The sequence below is a fragment of the Pseudomonas sp. RIT-PI-AD genome, from assembly GCF_025642785.1.
Taxonomy (GTDB): domain Bacteria; phylum Pseudomonadota; class Gammaproteobacteria; order Pseudomonadales; family Pseudomonadaceae; genus Pseudomonas_T.
This window is the reverse complement of the sequence record NZ_JANZKU010000043.1, coordinates 1-14,465: the sequence shown is the minus strand read 5'-3', so window position 1 is coordinate 14,465 and position 14,465 is coordinate 1. Positions and strand designations below refer to the sequence as shown.

The window sequence follows — 14,465 nt, the reverse complement described above, 5'->3', positions numbered from 1 at the left end:
ATGCTGTTGATGATCGATAAGCATGATGTGTATCCGCGCCGGTCCGCCCCTGTCCTTTCCTTCTGATGCCAAGCCCGTTTTTCCTGGCTTTCCGTCTTTCCTTGTCCGCCCCGGCGCACAGACATCCTGAAAAATAGCGGGTATGGTTGCGGGTATCACAACCCGATACCCGCATACCCGCATGGCTCTGACCGATGTGAAGATCCGCCAGGCTAAACCTGGCGAAGCCCCGATCAAGCTCACCGACAGCGGTGGCCTTTTCCTGGAGGTTCGCCCCAACGGCTCGAAGCTGTGGCGCTATCGCTACAGGCTGGCCGGCAAGGAGAACACCTACGCCATAGGGGCTTACCCTGCCGTATCCCTCGCGGATGCGCGTGCAGAGCGCGATTCCGCGCGCGACCTGGTCCGCGCAGGAAAGCACCCTGCGCACGCGCGTAAGTCGGCGAAGGCCCAGCAACTGGCGGAGAACAGGAACACGTTCCAAGTGGTTGCGGAGGAGTGGGTTGCGGAGCGGCTCGCCAAGCGCACCGAGAAGTACCGCGACCAGATTCTGCGCGCGTTCGAGCGGAACGTTTTCCCGCTGATCGGTAGGCTGCCCATGCGGGAAATCACCGCGGCGCAGGTCCTCGACATCATGCGCAAGATGGATGGCCGCGGCGCCTCGGCATACGCCCTACAGGTGCGCCAGTGGATATCGGCGGTCTTCTGCTATGGGGTGGTCACGCTGCGAGCCGATGCTGATCCAGCTGCAGCGGTGAGGGGAGCGGTTGAAAGGGGGCCGATCGACCACAGCCAGCCAATGTCGAGGGAGCAGTTGGGTATCTACCTGGCGGCAGTTGATCGCTATAAGGGCTTCCGGGGCACCGTCATCGCCCTTCGTCTCCTGCCCTTGCTGTTCACGCGAACAGTCGAGCTGCGAGCTGCCAGGTGGTCGGAGTTCGACCTGGATGGTGCACTCTGGACAATCCCGGCGGAACGGATGAAGAAACGGCGCGTTCACCTGGTGCCGCTACCGACGCAGGCAGTGGAGCTGCTGAGGGAGCTGCGCGGGATCACCGGCGGCGATCTGCTGTTCCCGGGCTTGAAGGTCCCCACCCAGCCCATCAGCGCGACGACGCTCAATCGGGCGATGGAGTACATGGGGCTGAAAGGCTGGCACTGCCACGACTTTCGGGCCACCGCGAACACCCACCTGGAGGAAATGCAGAGATTCCGCATCCAGGTAATTGACGTTCAAATGGCGCACAAGGACAAGAACCGCACCCGGGCGGCCTACAACCACGCCGTCTATCTCGACGAGCGCCGAGAAATGATGCAGGTGTGGGCCGACTGGGTGGAGTCCTGTCGCAGTGCCCTGGCAGAGTGAGCTTCGCTGGAAGATGCTCACGCCGCCGAGCGGCCGCGCTTGCGGCCCTCGATCCACTCCTGTAGTTCAAGCTGCGACCATCTGGAAGCGCAACCTATCTTGATGGGCGCAGGGAAGGCGCCGGCGTTGATCAGGTCGTAGATGGCGCTTTTCCCAAGGCCGACCTGCCTACTGACTTCGGTGATCCGTAGCAGGGAGTCCAGCGCCGGCTGCGGGGCGTTCGGGGTGTTGGACGGGCGAGTCGATGGCTCGAATCGTGATGCATGCACAAGCAGATCCTCCGCCGGCATCTGGCCGGCAACTGTCTGGTGTTGGGGTTGATCAGCCGGCCGGAATCGGCGGCGGCAGTTGCCAGAGCTGGCGGGCGAGGTCGAGGGCGCGGGCGTCCCACTGATCGGCAGGGATGGCGGATGCGTCGACGCGCAGGCGCTCCAGCAGCTCGATCACGTCGGCCTCGCGCACGAGGCGATCGCCAGGGTGGAGTCGGCCGTCTGCGTCAGGGGTGAGCGTTACCCAGGTCTCGTGGCAATTCAGGTCGACGATGGCAACGGCCTGGGGTAGGCGAGGGGTCACGGCGCACCCCCGTTGCCCTGCTGGGTGAACACCGGTAGCGCGCCTGCTTGCTGGCGGACGGCGTCCATTACGGGCTGATCATACTCCCCTCCGCCCCAGCGGTTGAGCCCGAGCCAGCTGGGCGTCAGGGGCACGCCGGTCCTGATGTAGTCCCGGAACAACTCCACCAGTGAGCGCAACGTCCCTCCGTGCGAGAACCCTTTCCACCTGCCGCCCCACGTCGTGGGGTGGGTGTAGATCCGCTTGTTGCTGTAATCGTCCACGAACCAAACTCGGCCACGGTCATCGACCTCAACCCTCGCGTACCTCTGGTGCTTGTCGTTGAAAAAGAAGCGATTTCCATGGTTCGCGATGATGCGAATGGCCTGGTTGACGTGCTCGGCGCGCTGGCGTTTGGCGGCCAGGGTGCTGGAAGTCATTGCGCACCCCCTTCGCCCTGCTGGGCGCGCCAGGCGGCGAGGGCGGCCTTTGCGACCGAGCCATCCTCGACGCTGGCCGTTCCTGCTTCATCATGCAGCCAGTTCGCTGGCTCGCCGCTGCAGGTGTCCCAGCTGGAATCGAAGAGCACTAGGTGATGCCCCTTGGCGTAGTACTCCAACGTCTCCACCAGCCCCGATACGTTGGGATGATGGGCGTCCACCGGCTCGGCCTCGACGTAGGCGGCGCCGCGCGTCAACTGTGCCTCGAGCTTCGGTACCATGATCGATTGCCCGACAAGGAAGCCAATACGCTCGACTGCCTGCACTTGGCCATTAACGCCGAGCATGTTGTACATCTGCTCCAATCGTCGCGAACGTTCGGAGTGGACCGCATTCAGTCGACCCTGCAATTTGCCGATCTGCACCTGCAGGTCGCCCATTCGCTCCTCGAATGCGCTGGCGTTGCGACTGGCGCTGCCGGCGCGCTCCTCAGCATCGTGCAGCTGTGCCTCGAGGTCTCGGTTCAATTCCCGCAGCTTCTCAATTTCAACCAGTAGGGGCTTCCCAGCGAGGCGCACAGCAGAGGCGACTTGGCCCACGATGTCGCAGAGGCTGGCCTGCGGAGCGGCACCGGCCTCACCGTTCAAGGCCACGTCCAATTCGCGTACCAGGCGGCGATGGCCGGCCAGCACTTCCTCATAGTCGGCGATGGTGAGAGTGTCATTTTCATCGGACATAGCAGATCCTCCAGCCCGGGCGAGGCGCGGGCCGTTGTGGTGATGGGGTAGTGGTTACGCGGTTGGCGCGTGCTGCAGATCGGCTGCCATCGTCACAGGCAGGCCCAGGGAGTGAGCGACCATGCATTCCACCCATGCGCCGCGAGAGTCACGCCAGCCAGGTAGGAGGGCCACGCCGTCGCAGGCCAGGAGCTGGCGCAGGCCGAGGCGCATGTACCCAAGCCAGGATCCGCAGGGCGGTGCCGGGTTCTCGGCTGGGTTTTCCACGTCGTACCCGAGGGCACGCAGCCGGGCGGCCTCTGCGTGGAATGCCGGGTAATTGAACTCAGGCAGGCCGGTCATGGGGCCGGCGAGATAGAGGCGCTGGGTCATGGCAATAATCCCTCGCCGATCTGGCGCGCATGCTCAATAGAGTCTGCTTTAATGCGTGTCCAACCCTTACCCCAGTCCTGGGTAAGTCCGTCCTGGCTCACGAAGAACGGGCCGTGCTTCACGAAGACCTTGTTGCCGGCGTTGCGCATGACGAAGTAGGTGCTGTCGTCGATTGGTTCGTTCGTGCGGTCATGCTCGATTGCACAGCCAACTGGCACCGATCGCCAGTCCGGCCAGGAGCGTGCCTCGTTCTTCTCCTGTTTGGCGACAAGGGCTTCGATGATCTGAGAGGGTGTTGCGCCGGTGCGCCATGCGCCATCCAGGGCCAGAATTACGACGTCGATCCATTCGGTCAGATCGCCGGGATTTTCCTCGATCTCGAGCAGCTCCTTGCGGATGTGGTCAAGGACACCTGCGACGCGGGGCCCTGGGCCAAATGTCCGCTCGCTGAAATCCCGTTGTCGGAGCAGGTGATGTTCAAGCCGGAAATTATCCGACACTAGGGGTTGCTGGCCGCCCTGGGCGCGCCAGGCGGCGAGGGCCTGTTCGGTTAGATCTCTTCCCTGTGTGGCGTACTGATGGGCTCTGTCCAGATGGCCTGACCATTTCGATTCAGGAATGGCGTCTAGCATTTCTAGCGTGATACGGAAATTCGAGCGGGCGGTGTGCAGTGCCTCCACCAGCCCCGACACGCCGGGTTGCGCGGACTCGCCCACCAGCTTCGTGATCTCGCCCTGCAGGTCGGCGCCCGGAGCAGGCCGCGCCCATAAACTGACGGGGCCGTCCTCGGTGTCATGGATCGAGAGCAAGAACCATCCAGCGCCGCAAGGTGGGGTGGGCTGCCAGGAAGAGCAATCGCAGTCCTGCTCAAAGTAGGACTTGAACTGATCGTCGGTCACATCGCCATCCATCCAGCGGATTGCGATTGTGATCGCCCGGGTTGCGTACCAGGCATCGAACTCTGCGCTGGTAATACGCTCTCGGTCGCCGAGCCATTCTTCGTACTCAGGGTGCGTCCACCAGCCCTTTTCGTCGCGCTCGACAGGGGCGGGTTGAAGCGGGGTGCGGTTTTCGTTGGGCATAGGGTTTCCTATCCGCCGGCGGGTCGCGGGCGGCTGGTGGAAGGTGAGAGGGGATCAGGCGGGCATGCAGCCCATGGCGGCCTCTATGAACGCTGCCGCCGCTTCCGCGTTGATGGCGTTGCCGTAGGCGCGCAGGCGTCCCACTCGGGAGGGAGCCCCATGAGCCAGCGGGAATGTGCCGGGTTCAGTTGGCCTCCACCTCCCATCCCGGCAGAGGAGCCAATCAGCATCTCGCCAGAAGCCGTTAACCGGGCCGGCTGATCGTGAATCAGGGCGCGAACCGCATCCTTCAAATCCACCTGGCGCCCTTGTGCCTTCCGCGTTTCCGGGTCCTGGCCGGCTCCCCGAAGGCTTTGGGGGGTGCCGGCATTGGGCGTTGGCCACGATGCCAATTGCACCTGGAGATTGAGGGGCGTCAGGCTGGCCCCGCATTTCCCCTGCAGCTGGCCCTTCCGCTCCAGGAAACGCTCGGCGGTACCGCCGCACTCGCTCGCTGTCGGAGTGCCCCATCCCACCAGTGAGGCCGCGTGATTCAGCGTAATATTCTTGGTGGTGAAATCGCGTCCGGGGTGCCGGAGGGCGTCTGTCGACGTGGCGGTGGGCCATCCAGAAAAGCCGGTCCCGGATGTGCGGAGCACCGACGCCCGCAGACGGGAACGGGACTGCCCCGAAGGCGTATTCCAAGGCTTCCAGGTCAGCTTGTACAAGGTCGACCCACGGTCCTGCGTCCTTGCTCGCAACCTGCTCTCCAAACACGACTGAAGGGCGGCGCTCGCGGATGAGCCAGGCAAAATGTGGCCAGAGGTGGCGCGGGTCATCAAACCCAGCTCCCGCGCCTGCCGCGGAGAAAGGTTGGCAAGGACAGGAACCGGTCCAAACAGGTCGATCGTCGGGCCATCCGGCGAGGCGAAGGGAGTAGGACCAGATTGCAATTCCTGCGAAAAAATGACATTGGGTGTAGGGGCGGAGGTCATCGGGGTGCACATCCTCGATCGATCGTTCGTCGACATCGCCAGGCGCTACGAGGCCGGCGGCGATGAGGTTTCGTATCCACTGCGCCGCGAACGGCTCGTGTTCGTTGTAGTAGGCGGCCATGGGGAGTCCTCACCGCCGGCGCTGCTGGCGGTTCGTGTGATCGGTAGGGGTCAGGCGCTGGCCGTGGCTAGGGTGTCGTGCAGGAGGTCCAGCTGGGTGGCGCCGTCGAGCCAAGCGCGATCAAGGCGCGCGCGGGCGAGGGCGGCGTATTCGGGGTTCAGTTCGCAGAGGACGGAGCGGCGGCCTTCCTGCATGGCCACCAGCGCGGTGGTACCGGCGCCGCCGAATGGGTCCAGCACCAGACCGCCGCGCGGGGAGCCGGCCAGTACACAGGGCCGGATCAGGTCGGGCGGGAATGTCGCGAAATGCGCCTGTTTGAATGGGTGGGTGGCCACCGTCCAGACGCTGCGCTTGTTTCGGGTGTGGCTGTATTCCACGTCTTGGCGCCCTGGGCGATGCTGCGCCTTCTGCCCATGTTCGCCAGCGGAGTACTTCGATTCGCGGGAGAAGCTGTTGCGCTTGCTGCCGCGGCCCTGCCGCTGCTCCGTGGCCCAGCTGACTGCGTCCCTTGGCCCCTGATCTGCCCAGCCGGTGGGCTTGGCGACGCGGGGCTTAGGTTTCACATCGTAGCCGTGACCGAAACCGACGCCGGTGGGGGTGCGGCCGGAGGTGGCCGGCTCCCGAATTGCATCCTGATCGAAGAAGTACTTCGGTTGCTTGCTCAGCAGGAACACGTATTCGTGGGCCTTCGTGCAGCGATCCCGGGTGCTTTCCGGCATCGGGTTGGGTTTTTGCCAGATGATGTCCTGTCGTAGGTACCAGCCATCGTACTGCAGGGCGAAGGCCAGACGCCAGGGAATGCCGATTAAGTCCTTTGCCTTCAAACCCTCGGGGGGGCTGGGGCGAGCGTTCATCTCTCGGGCCGGTATCTTCTTGTCCAGGGCGCGATAACCGCGATTGCCACTCGTGTAGCTGTCACCCATGTTGACCCACAGCGTGCCGTCATCCCGCAGGACCCGGCGCACCTCGCGGAACACGTCGACCAGGCGGGCGATGAACTCGGCGGGGGTTTCCTCCAGGCCGATCTGGCCCTCGACGCCGTAGTCCCTGAGCCCGTAGTAGGGCGGGGAGGTGATGCAGGTATGAACAGAGGCGGCCGGTAGCGTCCGCATCGAGGTGATGCAGTCGCCGACCAGTATCTGGTGATCGGGCATGGGCAGTCCTTACCGCCATCGAGGCCGGCAGCTAATGTTCAGCAGGTGTTAGGCGGCTTTCGAATCGGTGGGTGGCGCTTCGGGCATCGCCCAGCCGGGCAGGATGGATTTCACTCCGTCACCCTTCAGGGGCATGACAACACCAAGGAACCGCTCAATCAGTTCAGAGGAGTTGAAACGAACGATGATCGCGGCATTTTCAGCGCTGGATTCCAGATACATCCCACCGCCACCGAAGCGCTTCTGCCCGGAGAGCATCACGCCGATTCTGTTGAACACCTCCAGATACTCACCATTGACGCAAGGAAATTGGCCGGTAAAGGGCTGGCGTTGGGAGGGGACGACTCGGCGCCAATCGGGAAAGCGGCCATCAATCAGCTCGGTGCGTTCAGTCAGATGGGTATGCTCACCGAACAGCTCCGGTTCGTCGGCTGCATCTTCGATGCTGGAGAGCAGAGAATATTTCTCTGCGACCCACAGCACTGCCGGCGGCTCGCCGTCTGGACCACGCCGGGCAAGACACGCGGAAAGCAGGCGCTTGGAGACAGACGCGACCAGCACCGACTGCATCCCCGGTGCGATCCAGCCGTCGGGGTCATGGATAGCGCCCAGGAAATGGCCGTTCGTTGCGCACAACACCACACCGCCTTTGGGGTGCGACTCGATGTGAATTGCATTGAGGTAATAGCGGTAATCTTTCTGCGCAGCGCATTGGTGAATGGCAGCGAAGTACTTCGGGTTGACGCGGGCGAGGTAGGGCATGGCTTTCTCCGGGCATGGCTACGCCTTGGCTCCCGACTGGAGCTGGCGGGCAATGAGAGGTTGGGTTATTCGTCCAGCAGGGCGCCTGCTGCTTGGGCGCCGGCCAGCTGAATGGCTGATGTCACGCTTTCGTTGACGGTGATTTCGTGACGCGGCACGGCGAAGAGGAACGCTGCGGCGTCGCCGGCACGGTCGGCGTTCAGCAGCACGACCTGGAGCAGCTCGCGCCAGTCGTCGAACCCGTGGCGCTCGCAGAGTCGGCGCAGGGCGTCATCCACTCCAGCGGATACCGGCCAGGTGCGTTCGGTGATGCCCAGGCGCTGAGCCTCGGCTTGGGCGCGCTCCCGCTGGCGGCGCTTGCGCTCGGCATTGGTCAGAGCCATGGCGCCCACCCTCCGATCATCACCGACAGCACGAACACCCAGGCGGCCACGCTCACCAGCATGGCCATGAACAGGTTACGAACCATCGCGAGCTACCCATTTGTGCCGGTTGAGCGCCTGGCGGCGCCGTGAGCATTTCGCGTGACTGCCCTTGTTCCGGCTGAAACCGCAGAGGTCGCAGATGTTGGGCAGATCCAGATTCTGGAGCGGGGCGGCGCGCACCTGGGTGATCCGGGTCAGGGGTTTAGGCTGCATCGCGAATCACCGCGGTCCAGACGCCACCCTGGCGGAACGGCTGACGGATCAGCTGATCGGGAAGGTATGCGCCGGCCTCGATCAGCGCGCGCACCAGGTCGACGATTGTCTCTTTGGAAATCGGTTTCATGGGTAGACCTCGGGGGTTTATGGGCATGCAGAGGTCGGCACCCTGGAGCGATTGCAGGGTGTCGACGTATGGATGCGAGGGGAGGGGTGCCGGTCTTTCCCGGCTGTCACCGCGCGAGTGTCTGGCTCAGGCCAGGCGGAAACGTCGGGAGTCGAAGTGATATTCGATCAGTTCACCATCGCTACCCAGAGTCGCTGCCTTGATATCAAGCGGCTCGCGGAACTCCGGTTTTCCTGAGTTCATTTCCCCGTCGAAAACCACCTGGCTCAGTACGGCCGTAACCACAAGAGGGCCTTTCGACATCCGATTTTTCAGGCCTTCCTTCCAGTTGATCAGATCGCCTACCTTGAATGGTTCCTGCTTTTCGAGCAGCGAAGTGGCGAGCTTTGCGAGAGTGTCAGTGTTGCCCATGTGTTTCTCCTGGGTTGGTTTACATCCCAAAGCGCCCTCGGGCGAAGGCGCTTCAGTGATGCTTTCCGCGCTCACCTGCTGGGGTATTGCGCGGGTACTTCTCTATCGATGTCAGGCCCCACACCGCGGCGCCGATTTCCGCGCGGCGCAGTTGGGTGCCTGCCCCATTACCGCCGGGGGATGGCGGGGCGCATTGCATGCCGGGTCGTTCGCGTGGGCGTGTCGCCCTCGATCAGCCGTCCCGGTCACCCCGAAACACAGGGATGCCATCGCGTGGGCAGGCTTTCCTCGTTCGCCTGTCTGATCGCCGGTCGCCGTAGAGGCAATGCGGTCTGTTGTGCTGTCCAGATTGTTAAAGAGCCTGTTCATGTTCCTTTTTGGTACATGACCGTAAGGCGAACAATAGAACCAAAAAGGTACATCGTCAATAGTGGATGTATCGTTTTGGTCGACGCAAAGTCAGGTTTGGTTTAACGGAGTATGGCGGGCACAAAAAAGCCCCGACTTGCGGGGCTTGGAGACGGCTAGCGGGCTAGTCGAAGGCTGCGGCGGCTGCGGATCGTTGACCACCAGAAGACCCATCCGATAACCCGGAGGCCTTGGTTTGCTATCTGGTCCGCCGCATAGTCCTCGTCGGCGTACTCGTCGCGGTTGAAGCTGCGCAGTCGCAGCCCACCGCCAGGCAAGCGGTACAAGAACTTTACGCGGAGCATGCCGCCGTGGTCGAGAGCGTAAATTTCTCCGTCGACAACGTTGGTCATGCCGATGTCTACGCCCACCGTCGAACCGTCCATTATGAGCGGCTCCATGCTGTTACCGGTCAGTTGAGCGCAGATTGCGGACTCAGGGTCCACGCCCGCCGCTCGTAGGGTGGCATAGGAGAAACGCAGTTTGCGCCCAGGAACGGCCCGGACTTCCGTGCGCCCGTCGCCAGCGGCTAATTCCACTTCCTTGTATAGAGGCACTTCCACTTCATCCTCTTCGAGCGTGGTCTCGTCACTCCATGGACACATGGGGCCGATCCATTGGGCATTTGACTCGGCTGTGCGCTCGGTCGTGCTGCGACTTTCGTGGACCAGATCCAGCCAGCCGGAAGGCCTGCCAAACATTTTCTCAATATGGCGGGCGAGCTTATTGCCGATGTTCTTGGTGGGGTTCGAGCCTATTAACCGACTGACCTGGGTGGGCTCTCTATCTATGCGGGCTGCAAATGCGCCAGTACCTCCCACCTGATCGGCGAGAACGAGGGCGTTAGAGCGGCGAATGGAGGTGATGTCTGTCATTTAGTTATTTGAACATCTGTACCAAATAAGTACAGAACCTTGACGGTACAACTCGCGGAAGTCATTATGTACCTAGGAGGTACATAATATGACCCAAATTGTTCAGCACGAGCGGTTAAGCAAGGCCCTGAAGGTGGTCTGGAAGGGGCTCACAGTTCAGCAGCGGGTAGAGGCGGCCAGCGCCGCCGGAACCTCAGTGGAATATCTGCGGCAAGTACTCGCCTGTGGGCGCCCCCCTGGCGCGCCAATGGCGAAGGCCATTGAGAAGGCTTTGGGTGGTCGTGTAACTCGGCAGCAGTTGCGGCCCGACGTGTTCGATGACGCTCCGTGCACCAACTGACTTTAGGTTGCCAGCGCCTACCGCGCGGCTCCACGGAAACACACGCGAGGATTTACACATGGACCTTTTCCTAAGGGCCTGCCACGCGGCTGTGCTCGACAACGACGCCAAGGCGCTGGCCGCCTCGATGGGGCTGCCGCACGTGAGCCTGTTGCAACGGGCGAACCCGGACAACGACACGCACCGGCTGACAATCAACCACCTGTTCCAGATCCTGCTGCATACCCGTGATTGCCGGCCGCTTGAGGCACTGGCAGATGCGTTTGGGTTCGAGCTGGTAGCCAAGAAACGGCCGGCGCCGGCAACGCTGCCGCAGTGCATGATCGCTGCGGGCAAGGAGTTCGCCGAGCTCACGATCACCGTGCATCAGGCGCTGGACGACCAGCACGTCAGCCAGACGGAGAAGGCTGCGATTCGTAAAGAAATCGGCCACGTCCGCGAGGTGCTGGACCTGTTCGAACAGTCCGTGAGGGCTGCGTGATGCAGTACACCATCACGATCAACCAGGCGAAGGCATTGGAGTGGGGGCTCAATGCCCAGCAGGCGCTCCTGTTCGCGTTCGTCTACGAGTGCCCGTCCTGGGCCCGGCCGACCAAGCGTGAAGACGGGGTGTTCTATGCCCTGAGCAAGGCCAAGGTGCTGGAGGAACTGCCCCTGCTCACGGACAAGCCCGACACGGTGTATCGGCTGCTCAAGCAATTGGACGCCTCGGGCCTGATCCAACTGTCGAGCACCCCCCACGTGACGCTGATCCGCCTGACCCGGAAGGGCCGGGAGTGGAATCGCAAGGTCGATGGTTCGGAAAAATATCCGACCCACCAAGAGAGCGGAAAAATATCCGAGGTCGGAAATTCTTCCGAGGTCGGAGGATATTCCGAGCAAGACCCTATTTCGGGGTCGGAAAATAATCCGACCCAGGTCGGAGAAATTTCCGAGACAGATCGGAAAAAAATCCGAGAGGGGTCGGAAAAATCTCCGACAAATCAGGGTACCAGTAATCAGGATACCAATCAGGGGGAGAGCACGGCGCGCGGAACGCGCTTGCCTCGCGACTGGGTTCTTCCTGGCGAATACCTGGGCTGGGCGCTGGAAAACCTCCCGGGGTTGGGTGAGCCGCAGATTCGCGCCTCGGCTGATCGCTTCAGGGACTACTGGCACGCCAGGGCCGGCGCCGCCGCCCGGAAGGCCGACTGGTTCGCCACCTGGCGCAACTGGGTTCGTGGGGACGCCGAGCGGCGGGGGCTTAGCCAGCCGGCCGGCAACTCCAGTTCCTGGGCCGATGACCTGGGGGTGCTGTGATGCGAGACGCCCACCAAGTCGCCACCGCCCTGCAGGGCAACCTGGGAGCCATGGCCGCCGCCACCGGGAAGGCGCCACGCTCGATCACCCTGGACCCGCAAGCGGTGTCGGTCGTGAACACCCTGTTCGATGAACTCCGGGCGATCTTCCCGGCCTGGCGCCAGGCCTGGCCCACGCAAGCCGACGAGGACAACGCGAAACGCACCTGGGTCAAGGGCTTCGCCGCGGCGGGCATCCGCAGTGTCGAGCAGATCCGCCACGGGATCATGCGTTGCCGGCAGAGCGGGGAGGACTTCGTTCCCAGCCTGGGCCGGTTTGTGGAGTGGTGCCAGCCGACCCCGGAGGCCCTGGGGCTTCCGTCACCCGACAAGGCTTACCGCGAGGCGATCCGCAACGTCCACCCAGCCATGGCCGGCGTTGCCCGTTGGAGCCACGACGCGGTCTACCACGCGGCCTGCGAGAGCGGTTACCTCAACCTGAACAAGCTGCCGCTTGATGCCAGCCGCAAGCTGTTCGACCGGAACTACGCCATCGCGGTGCGCCTGCTGGTGGCGGGGGAAAAGCTGAAAGCGATGCCGCTGGCACTGCCTGAGCAGGTGGACGGGCGCATGACGCCCGAGGTGGGTCAGGCGGCGCTGGCTGAGCTGCGCGCCAAGCTGAGGGGGGATGCCTGATGGCTCTCAGTCAACGGCAACCGCCGTATCGCTCCCAGGCCTGGCTCGATGCGGTCCGCTCCCTCGACCAGTGCGTGCTGTGTCACGGCTACGGCGTCCAGGCCGCGCACCGCAACGAAGGCAAGGGAATGGGCCAGAAGGTCGACGACTGCCTGACCGCGGCGCTCTGCCTGTCCTGTCACCACGCCATCGACAACGGCAACAGCCTGCCCCGGGAGGAGCGCCGGGCGCAGATGGATCGCGCCATCGTGCTGACGCTCCAGCAGCTGGCCCGGCGCGGGCAGCTCAAGGTCCAGAGGGCTGCCGCATGAGACTCCCGCTGAAACGGCGCGTGACCGGCGCCCGGATTGACTACGAGGGCGCCGAGCAGGCGGCGCTGTTCGACTGGCTGCGCCTGCTGCATCCGGAAGCGCACGCACTGGCTTTCCACGTACCCAATGGCGGGCATCGGCATATCAAGGTCGCCGCCGACCTCAAGCGCCAGGGCGTGAAGGCGGGCGTTCCCGACATCGTGCTGCCCATGCCCCGGGGCGGGTTCCATGGGCTGTACATCGAATTCAAGGCGGCCAAGCCGAATGACGCGGCGGTCGCCCCCACACAACGCGCATACCTGGCTGCCCTGGAGCGGCAGGGGTATTTCGCAACCGTATGCAGGGGGATAGATGAAGCGATACAGGTTATCGAGGCCTACCTGGCCTCGGGGCGCACCGAGGTGGTCGGCCGTGTTGCGGCTCGGTGAGGATGTGGCGGCCCTGGGCTTTCAGCCGTCCGGGTCTCGCAGCGTGACCAACGCGCGCGGCTACACCATTGCGGCGATCCAGGGGTATGCCGAGGACGGCAGCAAGGTTTGGAAGTACCAGACGTGGGAGCCCGCCGGCATGGATGGCCGACGCAAAACCATGGGCGTATTCGCGAGCGCGCTGGACGCGGCGCGGTGGATCGTCAGCCATATGGAGCCAGCCGCATGAAACGACACGGCCCGTCGCTGAATATCGAGCGGCGCGAACTGGTGATGTGCAGGCCGTGCAGCGGCCGGGGTGTGGTTCGCTCGCTGTTCTACCAAATGCCCTGCCTGGAATGCCACGGATCGGGTCAGGTGGCAGCCGATGGGGAGCCGCTCGACCCGGTGGACCTGATCATCCAGCTGCGCATGCAGTTGGCCGCAGCGCGGACGCAGATCCAGAAGCTGCAGGCGCCGCGGGTGATCAGCGGGCCCGGAGCCGATTATGTGGGGCAAACGAACAATCACCACCGGGGCGGTGGGAACTGGACCGGGGATTGAAGGGGGTAGGGGATGAGTGTTTATCGAGATACCGGTGTCGCGATCGCGCGAATCATGAGCATTGAGGCCAACGACGGCACCGCGAAGCAGCAATGGCAACAGCGCTATGAGGCAGGCTTCCCTGAGCTACGGGCGGCCAACCCGTACCCGCTCACGCCACAGGAGCGAATGACCCAGGATGCAATGACGCGGGCGCGGCTTCACCGTGAACTCCAGCCGCTGCACTGGCACGCGCTGGTGGCGAAATATTCGATCCGCGAGGCGGAGGTCGTAGAGTCGGTCTTGTGGCTGATACCGCGCGTGAAAACTCCCGCCCATGCGCTGTTTCGCACCAAGTGTGTGACGGCCTGGGCGATACCTCGCAAGCCCGGCGTGCAGGAGGGGACCAAGACGTCGCGCCGGGCATTGCCGGCAGCGTTCTACCTGTTGCACACCTGGGACAACGAGGGAACGCCGGAGGGAACATTGCGCCGGTGGCGTTCCGTGACGCGGCGCTGGCTGGAGGATCAGGTAACCGAGGCCTATCGAGCCGCTGATTCAATTCTGCAAGCGAACGGATTAACAGTCGACAGTGCTGCTTGACAAAGTGAGCAAGTGAGCAGATTATTTCCCAATCTGCGGTTTGGTGCGTGAGTAGATCACAACCGACCCCACCGAAAGCCCTGGCCCTGTGCCGGGGCTTTTTCGTTTCTGCCGTCGGCCAGGCGTCGCCCTCGCGATTCCCCAGCGCCTGGCCGGCGGCCCCTACGTGTTGAGCAGCGGGATTCCCTGATGCTCCTTTGCCCGATCCCCGGGCTTTTTTACAACCCCACCGAGTACGAACGATGCCGGATAAAGACCCCGCGTTG

General features: G+C 63.4%; 23 protein-coding genes. 10 read left to right on the top strand and 13 right to left on the bottom strand.

Going from position 1 to position 14,465, the window contains the following annotated elements; genetic code table 11:
• The first annotated feature begins 181 nt into the window (after positions 1-181).
• Positions 182-1,366, top strand: coding sequence for an integrase arm-type DNA-binding domain-containing protein (locus OGL92_RS21480; RefSeq protein ID WP_263147779.1), 1,185 nt, complete (start codon positions 182-184; stop codon positions 1,364-1,366).
• Between the two features lie 17 nt (positions 1,367-1,383).
• Here the strand turns inward: OGL92_RS21480 and OGL92_RS21475 are convergent, their stop codons facing one another.
• The 13 genes from OGL92_RS21475 to OGL92_RS21415 form a co-directional block, all read right to left on the bottom strand.
• Complete coding sequence (locus tag OGL92_RS21475) at positions 1,384-1,656, bottom strand: AlpA family phage regulatory protein (protein ID WP_346659504.1); 273 nt, start codon at positions 1,654-1,656, stop codon at positions 1,384-1,386.
• Between the two features lie 31 nt (positions 1,657-1,687).
• Entirely contained in the window at positions 1,688-1,939 is a 252-nt protein-coding gene (locus tag OGL92_RS21470; protein WP_263147776.1) for a hypothetical protein, read from the bottom strand.
• Positions 1,936-2,358, bottom strand: a complete 423-nt coding sequence (locus OGL92_RS21465) for a hypothetical protein (protein WP_263147774.1) — start codon at positions 2,356-2,358, stop codon at positions 1,936-1,938. Before OGL92_RS21465 ends, OGL92_RS21470 begins: the two co-directional genes overlap by 4 nt.
• A complete protein-coding gene (locus OGL92_RS21460) occupies positions 2,355-3,095 on the bottom strand; it encodes a hypothetical protein (protein ID WP_263147771.1) in 741 nt (246 codons plus the stop codon). Before OGL92_RS21460 ends, OGL92_RS21465 begins: the two co-directional genes overlap by 4 nt.
• Positions 3,096-3,149: 54 nt before the next feature.
• Complete coding sequence (locus OGL92_RS21455; protein ID WP_263147768.1) at positions 3,150-3,467, bottom strand: DUF4406 domain-containing protein; 318 nt, start codon at positions 3,465-3,467, stop codon at positions 3,150-3,152.
• Positions 3,464-4,549 (bottom strand): DUF550 domain-containing protein, encoded by a 1,086-nt coding sequence (locus OGL92_RS21450; RefSeq protein WP_263147765.1) that lies wholly within the window; start codon positions 4,547-4,549, stop codon positions 3,464-3,466. The genes OGL92_RS21455 and OGL92_RS21450 overlap by 4 nt, the downstream gene beginning before the upstream one ends.
• A gap of 54 nt (positions 4,550-4,603) precedes the next feature.
• Positions 4,604-5,644 (bottom strand): DNA cytosine methyltransferase, encoded by a 1,041-nt coding sequence (locus OGL92_RS21445; RefSeq protein ID WP_263147763.1) that lies wholly within the window; start codon positions 5,642-5,644, stop codon positions 4,604-4,606.
• 50 nt (positions 5,645-5,694) lie between these two features.
• Positions 5,695-6,798 carry a site-specific DNA-methyltransferase gene (locus OGL92_RS21440; RefSeq protein WP_263147760.1) on the bottom strand — a complete coding sequence of 368 codons (1,104 nt, stop codon included), beginning with the start codon at positions 6,796-6,798 and terminating at the stop codon, positions 5,695-5,697.
• A 48-nt stretch (positions 6,799-6,846) separates the two neighbouring features.
• Positions 6,847-7,560, bottom strand: a complete 714-nt coding sequence (locus OGL92_RS21435) for a hypothetical protein (RefSeq protein WP_263147757.1) — start codon at positions 7,558-7,560, stop codon at positions 6,847-6,849.
• A gap of 65 nt (positions 7,561-7,625) precedes the next feature.
• On the bottom strand, positions 7,626-7,943 hold the full coding sequence (locus OGL92_RS21430; protein WP_263147755.1) for a hypothetical protein: 318 nt from the start codon (positions 7,941-7,943) through the stop codon (positions 7,626-7,628).
• Positions 7,944-8,187: 244 nt separating this feature from the next.
• Positions 8,188-8,328, bottom strand: coding sequence for a hypothetical protein (locus tag OGL92_RS21425; RefSeq protein ID WP_263147753.1), 141 nt, complete (start codon positions 8,326-8,328; stop codon positions 8,188-8,190).
• Between the two features lie 126 nt (positions 8,329-8,454).
• On the bottom strand, positions 8,455-8,739 hold the full coding sequence (locus OGL92_RS21420) for a hypothetical protein (RefSeq protein ID WP_263147752.1): 285 nt from the start codon (positions 8,737-8,739) through the stop codon (positions 8,455-8,457).
• Between the two features lie 524 nt (positions 8,740-9,263).
• Positions 9,264-10,022 (bottom strand): helix-turn-helix transcriptional regulator, encoded by a 759-nt coding sequence (locus tag OGL92_RS21415; protein ID WP_263147749.1) that lies wholly within the window; start codon positions 10,020-10,022, stop codon positions 9,264-9,266.
• Between the two features lie 88 nt (positions 10,023-10,110).
• Between OGL92_RS21415 and OGL92_RS21410 the strand changes: the two genes are divergently transcribed.
• The 9 genes from OGL92_RS21410 to OGL92_RS21370 are packed head-to-tail and all read left to right on the top strand — an operon-like array spanning position 10,111 to position 14,199.
• On the top strand, positions 10,111-10,362 hold the full coding sequence (locus tag OGL92_RS21410; RefSeq protein WP_263147747.1) for a helix-turn-helix domain-containing protein: 252 nt from the start codon (positions 10,111-10,113) through the stop codon (positions 10,360-10,362).
• Positions 10,363-10,420: 58 nt separating this feature from the next.
• On the top strand, positions 10,421-10,843 hold the full coding sequence (locus OGL92_RS21405) for a phage regulatory CII family protein (RefSeq protein WP_263147745.1): 423 nt from the start codon (positions 10,421-10,423) through the stop codon (positions 10,841-10,843).
• Entirely contained in the window at positions 10,843-11,661 is an 819-nt protein-coding gene (locus tag OGL92_RS21400; RefSeq protein ID WP_263147743.1) for a hypothetical protein, read from the top strand. Before OGL92_RS21405 ends, OGL92_RS21400 begins: the two co-directional genes overlap by 1 nt.
• Complete coding sequence (locus OGL92_RS21395; RefSeq protein WP_263147741.1) at positions 11,661-12,335, top strand: replication protein P; 675 nt, start codon at positions 11,661-11,663, stop codon at positions 12,333-12,335. The genes OGL92_RS21400 and OGL92_RS21395 overlap by 1 nt, the downstream gene beginning before the upstream one ends.
• On the top strand, positions 12,335-12,646 hold the full coding sequence (locus OGL92_RS21390; protein ID WP_263147740.1) for a DUF1364 domain-containing protein: 312 nt from the start codon (positions 12,335-12,337) through the stop codon (positions 12,644-12,646). Before OGL92_RS21395 ends, OGL92_RS21390 begins: the two co-directional genes overlap by 1 nt.
• Positions 12,643-13,074 (top strand): VRR-NUC domain-containing protein, encoded by a 432-nt coding sequence (locus tag OGL92_RS21385; RefSeq protein ID WP_263147737.1) that lies wholly within the window; start codon positions 12,643-12,645, stop codon positions 13,072-13,074. The genes OGL92_RS21390 and OGL92_RS21385 overlap by 4 nt, the downstream gene beginning before the upstream one ends.
• Positions 13,058-13,303 (top strand): hypothetical protein, encoded by a 246-nt coding sequence (locus OGL92_RS21380; RefSeq protein WP_263147735.1) that lies wholly within the window; start codon positions 13,058-13,060, stop codon positions 13,301-13,303. The genes OGL92_RS21385 and OGL92_RS21380 overlap by 17 nt, the downstream gene beginning before the upstream one ends.
• On the top strand, positions 13,300-13,617 hold the full coding sequence (locus OGL92_RS21375) for a hypothetical protein (protein ID WP_263147732.1): 318 nt from the start codon (positions 13,300-13,302) through the stop codon (positions 13,615-13,617). The genes OGL92_RS21380 and OGL92_RS21375 overlap by 4 nt, the downstream gene beginning before the upstream one ends.
• 12 nt (positions 13,618-13,629) lie before the next feature.
• Positions 13,630-14,199: a hypothetical protein gene (locus OGL92_RS21370; RefSeq protein ID WP_263147730.1), complete on the top strand. Its 570-nt coding sequence runs from the start codon at positions 13,630-13,632 to the stop codon at positions 14,197-14,199.
• Positions 14,200-14,465 lie beyond the last annotated feature (266 nt).

Coding starts and splice junctions, on each gene's coding strand:
- OGL92_RS21395 (WP_263147741.1), top strand. CDS start 11,661: ATGCGAGACGCCCACCAAGTCGCCACCGCCCTGCAGGGCAACCTGGGA.
- OGL92_RS21370 (WP_263147730.1), top strand. CDS start 13,630: ATGAGTGTTTATCGAGATACCGGTGTCGCGATCGCGCGAATCATGAGC.
- OGL92_RS21475 (WP_346659504.1), bottom strand. CDS start 1,656: ATGCCGGCGGAGGATCTGCTTGTGCATGCATCACGATTCGAGCCATCG.
- OGL92_RS21440 (WP_263147760.1), bottom strand. CDS start 6,798: ATGCCCGATCACCAGATACTGGTCGGCGACTGCATCACCTCGATGCGG.
- OGL92_RS21460 (WP_263147771.1), bottom strand. CDS start 3,095: ATGTCCGATGAAAATGACACTCTCACCATCGCCGACTATGAGGAAGTG.
- OGL92_RS21465 (WP_263147774.1), bottom strand. CDS start 2,358: ATGACTTCCAGCACCCTGGCCGCCAAACGCCAGCGCGCCGAGCACGTC.
- OGL92_RS21430 (WP_263147755.1), bottom strand. CDS start 7,943: ATGGCTCTGACCAATGCCGAGCGCAAGCGCCGCCAGCGGGAGCGCGCC.
- OGL92_RS21450 (WP_263147765.1), bottom strand. CDS start 4,549: ATGCCCAACGAAAACCGCACCCCGCTTCAACCCGCCCCTGTCGAGCGC.
- OGL92_RS21480 (WP_263147779.1), top strand. CDS start 182: ATGGCTCTGACCGATGTGAAGATCCGCCAGGCTAAACCTGGCGAAGCC.
- OGL92_RS21435 (WP_263147757.1), bottom strand. CDS start 7,560: ATGCCCTACCTCGCCCGCGTCAACCCGAAGTACTTCGCTGCCATTCAC.
- OGL92_RS21410 (WP_263147747.1), top strand. CDS start 10,111: ATGACCCAAATTGTTCAGCACGAGCGGTTAAGCAAGGCCCTGAAGGTG.
- OGL92_RS21415 (WP_263147749.1), bottom strand. CDS start 10,022: ATGACAGACATCACCTCCATTCGCCGCTCTAACGCCCTCGTTCTCGCC.
- OGL92_RS21455 (WP_263147768.1), bottom strand. CDS start 3,467: ATGACCCAGCGCCTCTATCTCGCCGGCCCCATGACCGGCCTGCCTGAG.
- OGL92_RS21405 (WP_263147745.1), top strand. CDS start 10,421: ATGGACCTTTTCCTAAGGGCCTGCCACGCGGCTGTGCTCGACAACGAC.
- OGL92_RS21385 (WP_263147737.1), top strand. CDS start 12,643: ATGAGACTCCCGCTGAAACGGCGCGTGACCGGCGCCCGGATTGACTAC.
- OGL92_RS21390 (WP_263147740.1), top strand. CDS start 12,335: ATGGCTCTCAGTCAACGGCAACCGCCGTATCGCTCCCAGGCCTGGCTC.
- OGL92_RS21375 (WP_263147732.1), top strand. CDS start 13,300: ATGAAACGACACGGCCCGTCGCTGAATATCGAGCGGCGCGAACTGGTG.
- OGL92_RS21400 (WP_263147743.1), top strand. CDS start 10,843: ATGCAGTACACCATCACGATCAACCAGGCGAAGGCATTGGAGTGGGGG.
- OGL92_RS21425 (WP_263147753.1), bottom strand. CDS start 8,328: ATGAAACCGATTTCCAAAGAGACAATCGTCGACCTGGTGCGCGCGCTG.
- OGL92_RS21445 (WP_263147763.1), bottom strand. CDS start 5,644: ATGGCCGCCTACTACAACGAACACGAGCCGTTCGCGGCGCAGTGGATA.
- OGL92_RS21420 (WP_263147752.1), bottom strand. CDS start 8,739: ATGGGCAACACTGACACTCTCGCAAAGCTCGCCACTTCGCTGCTCGAA.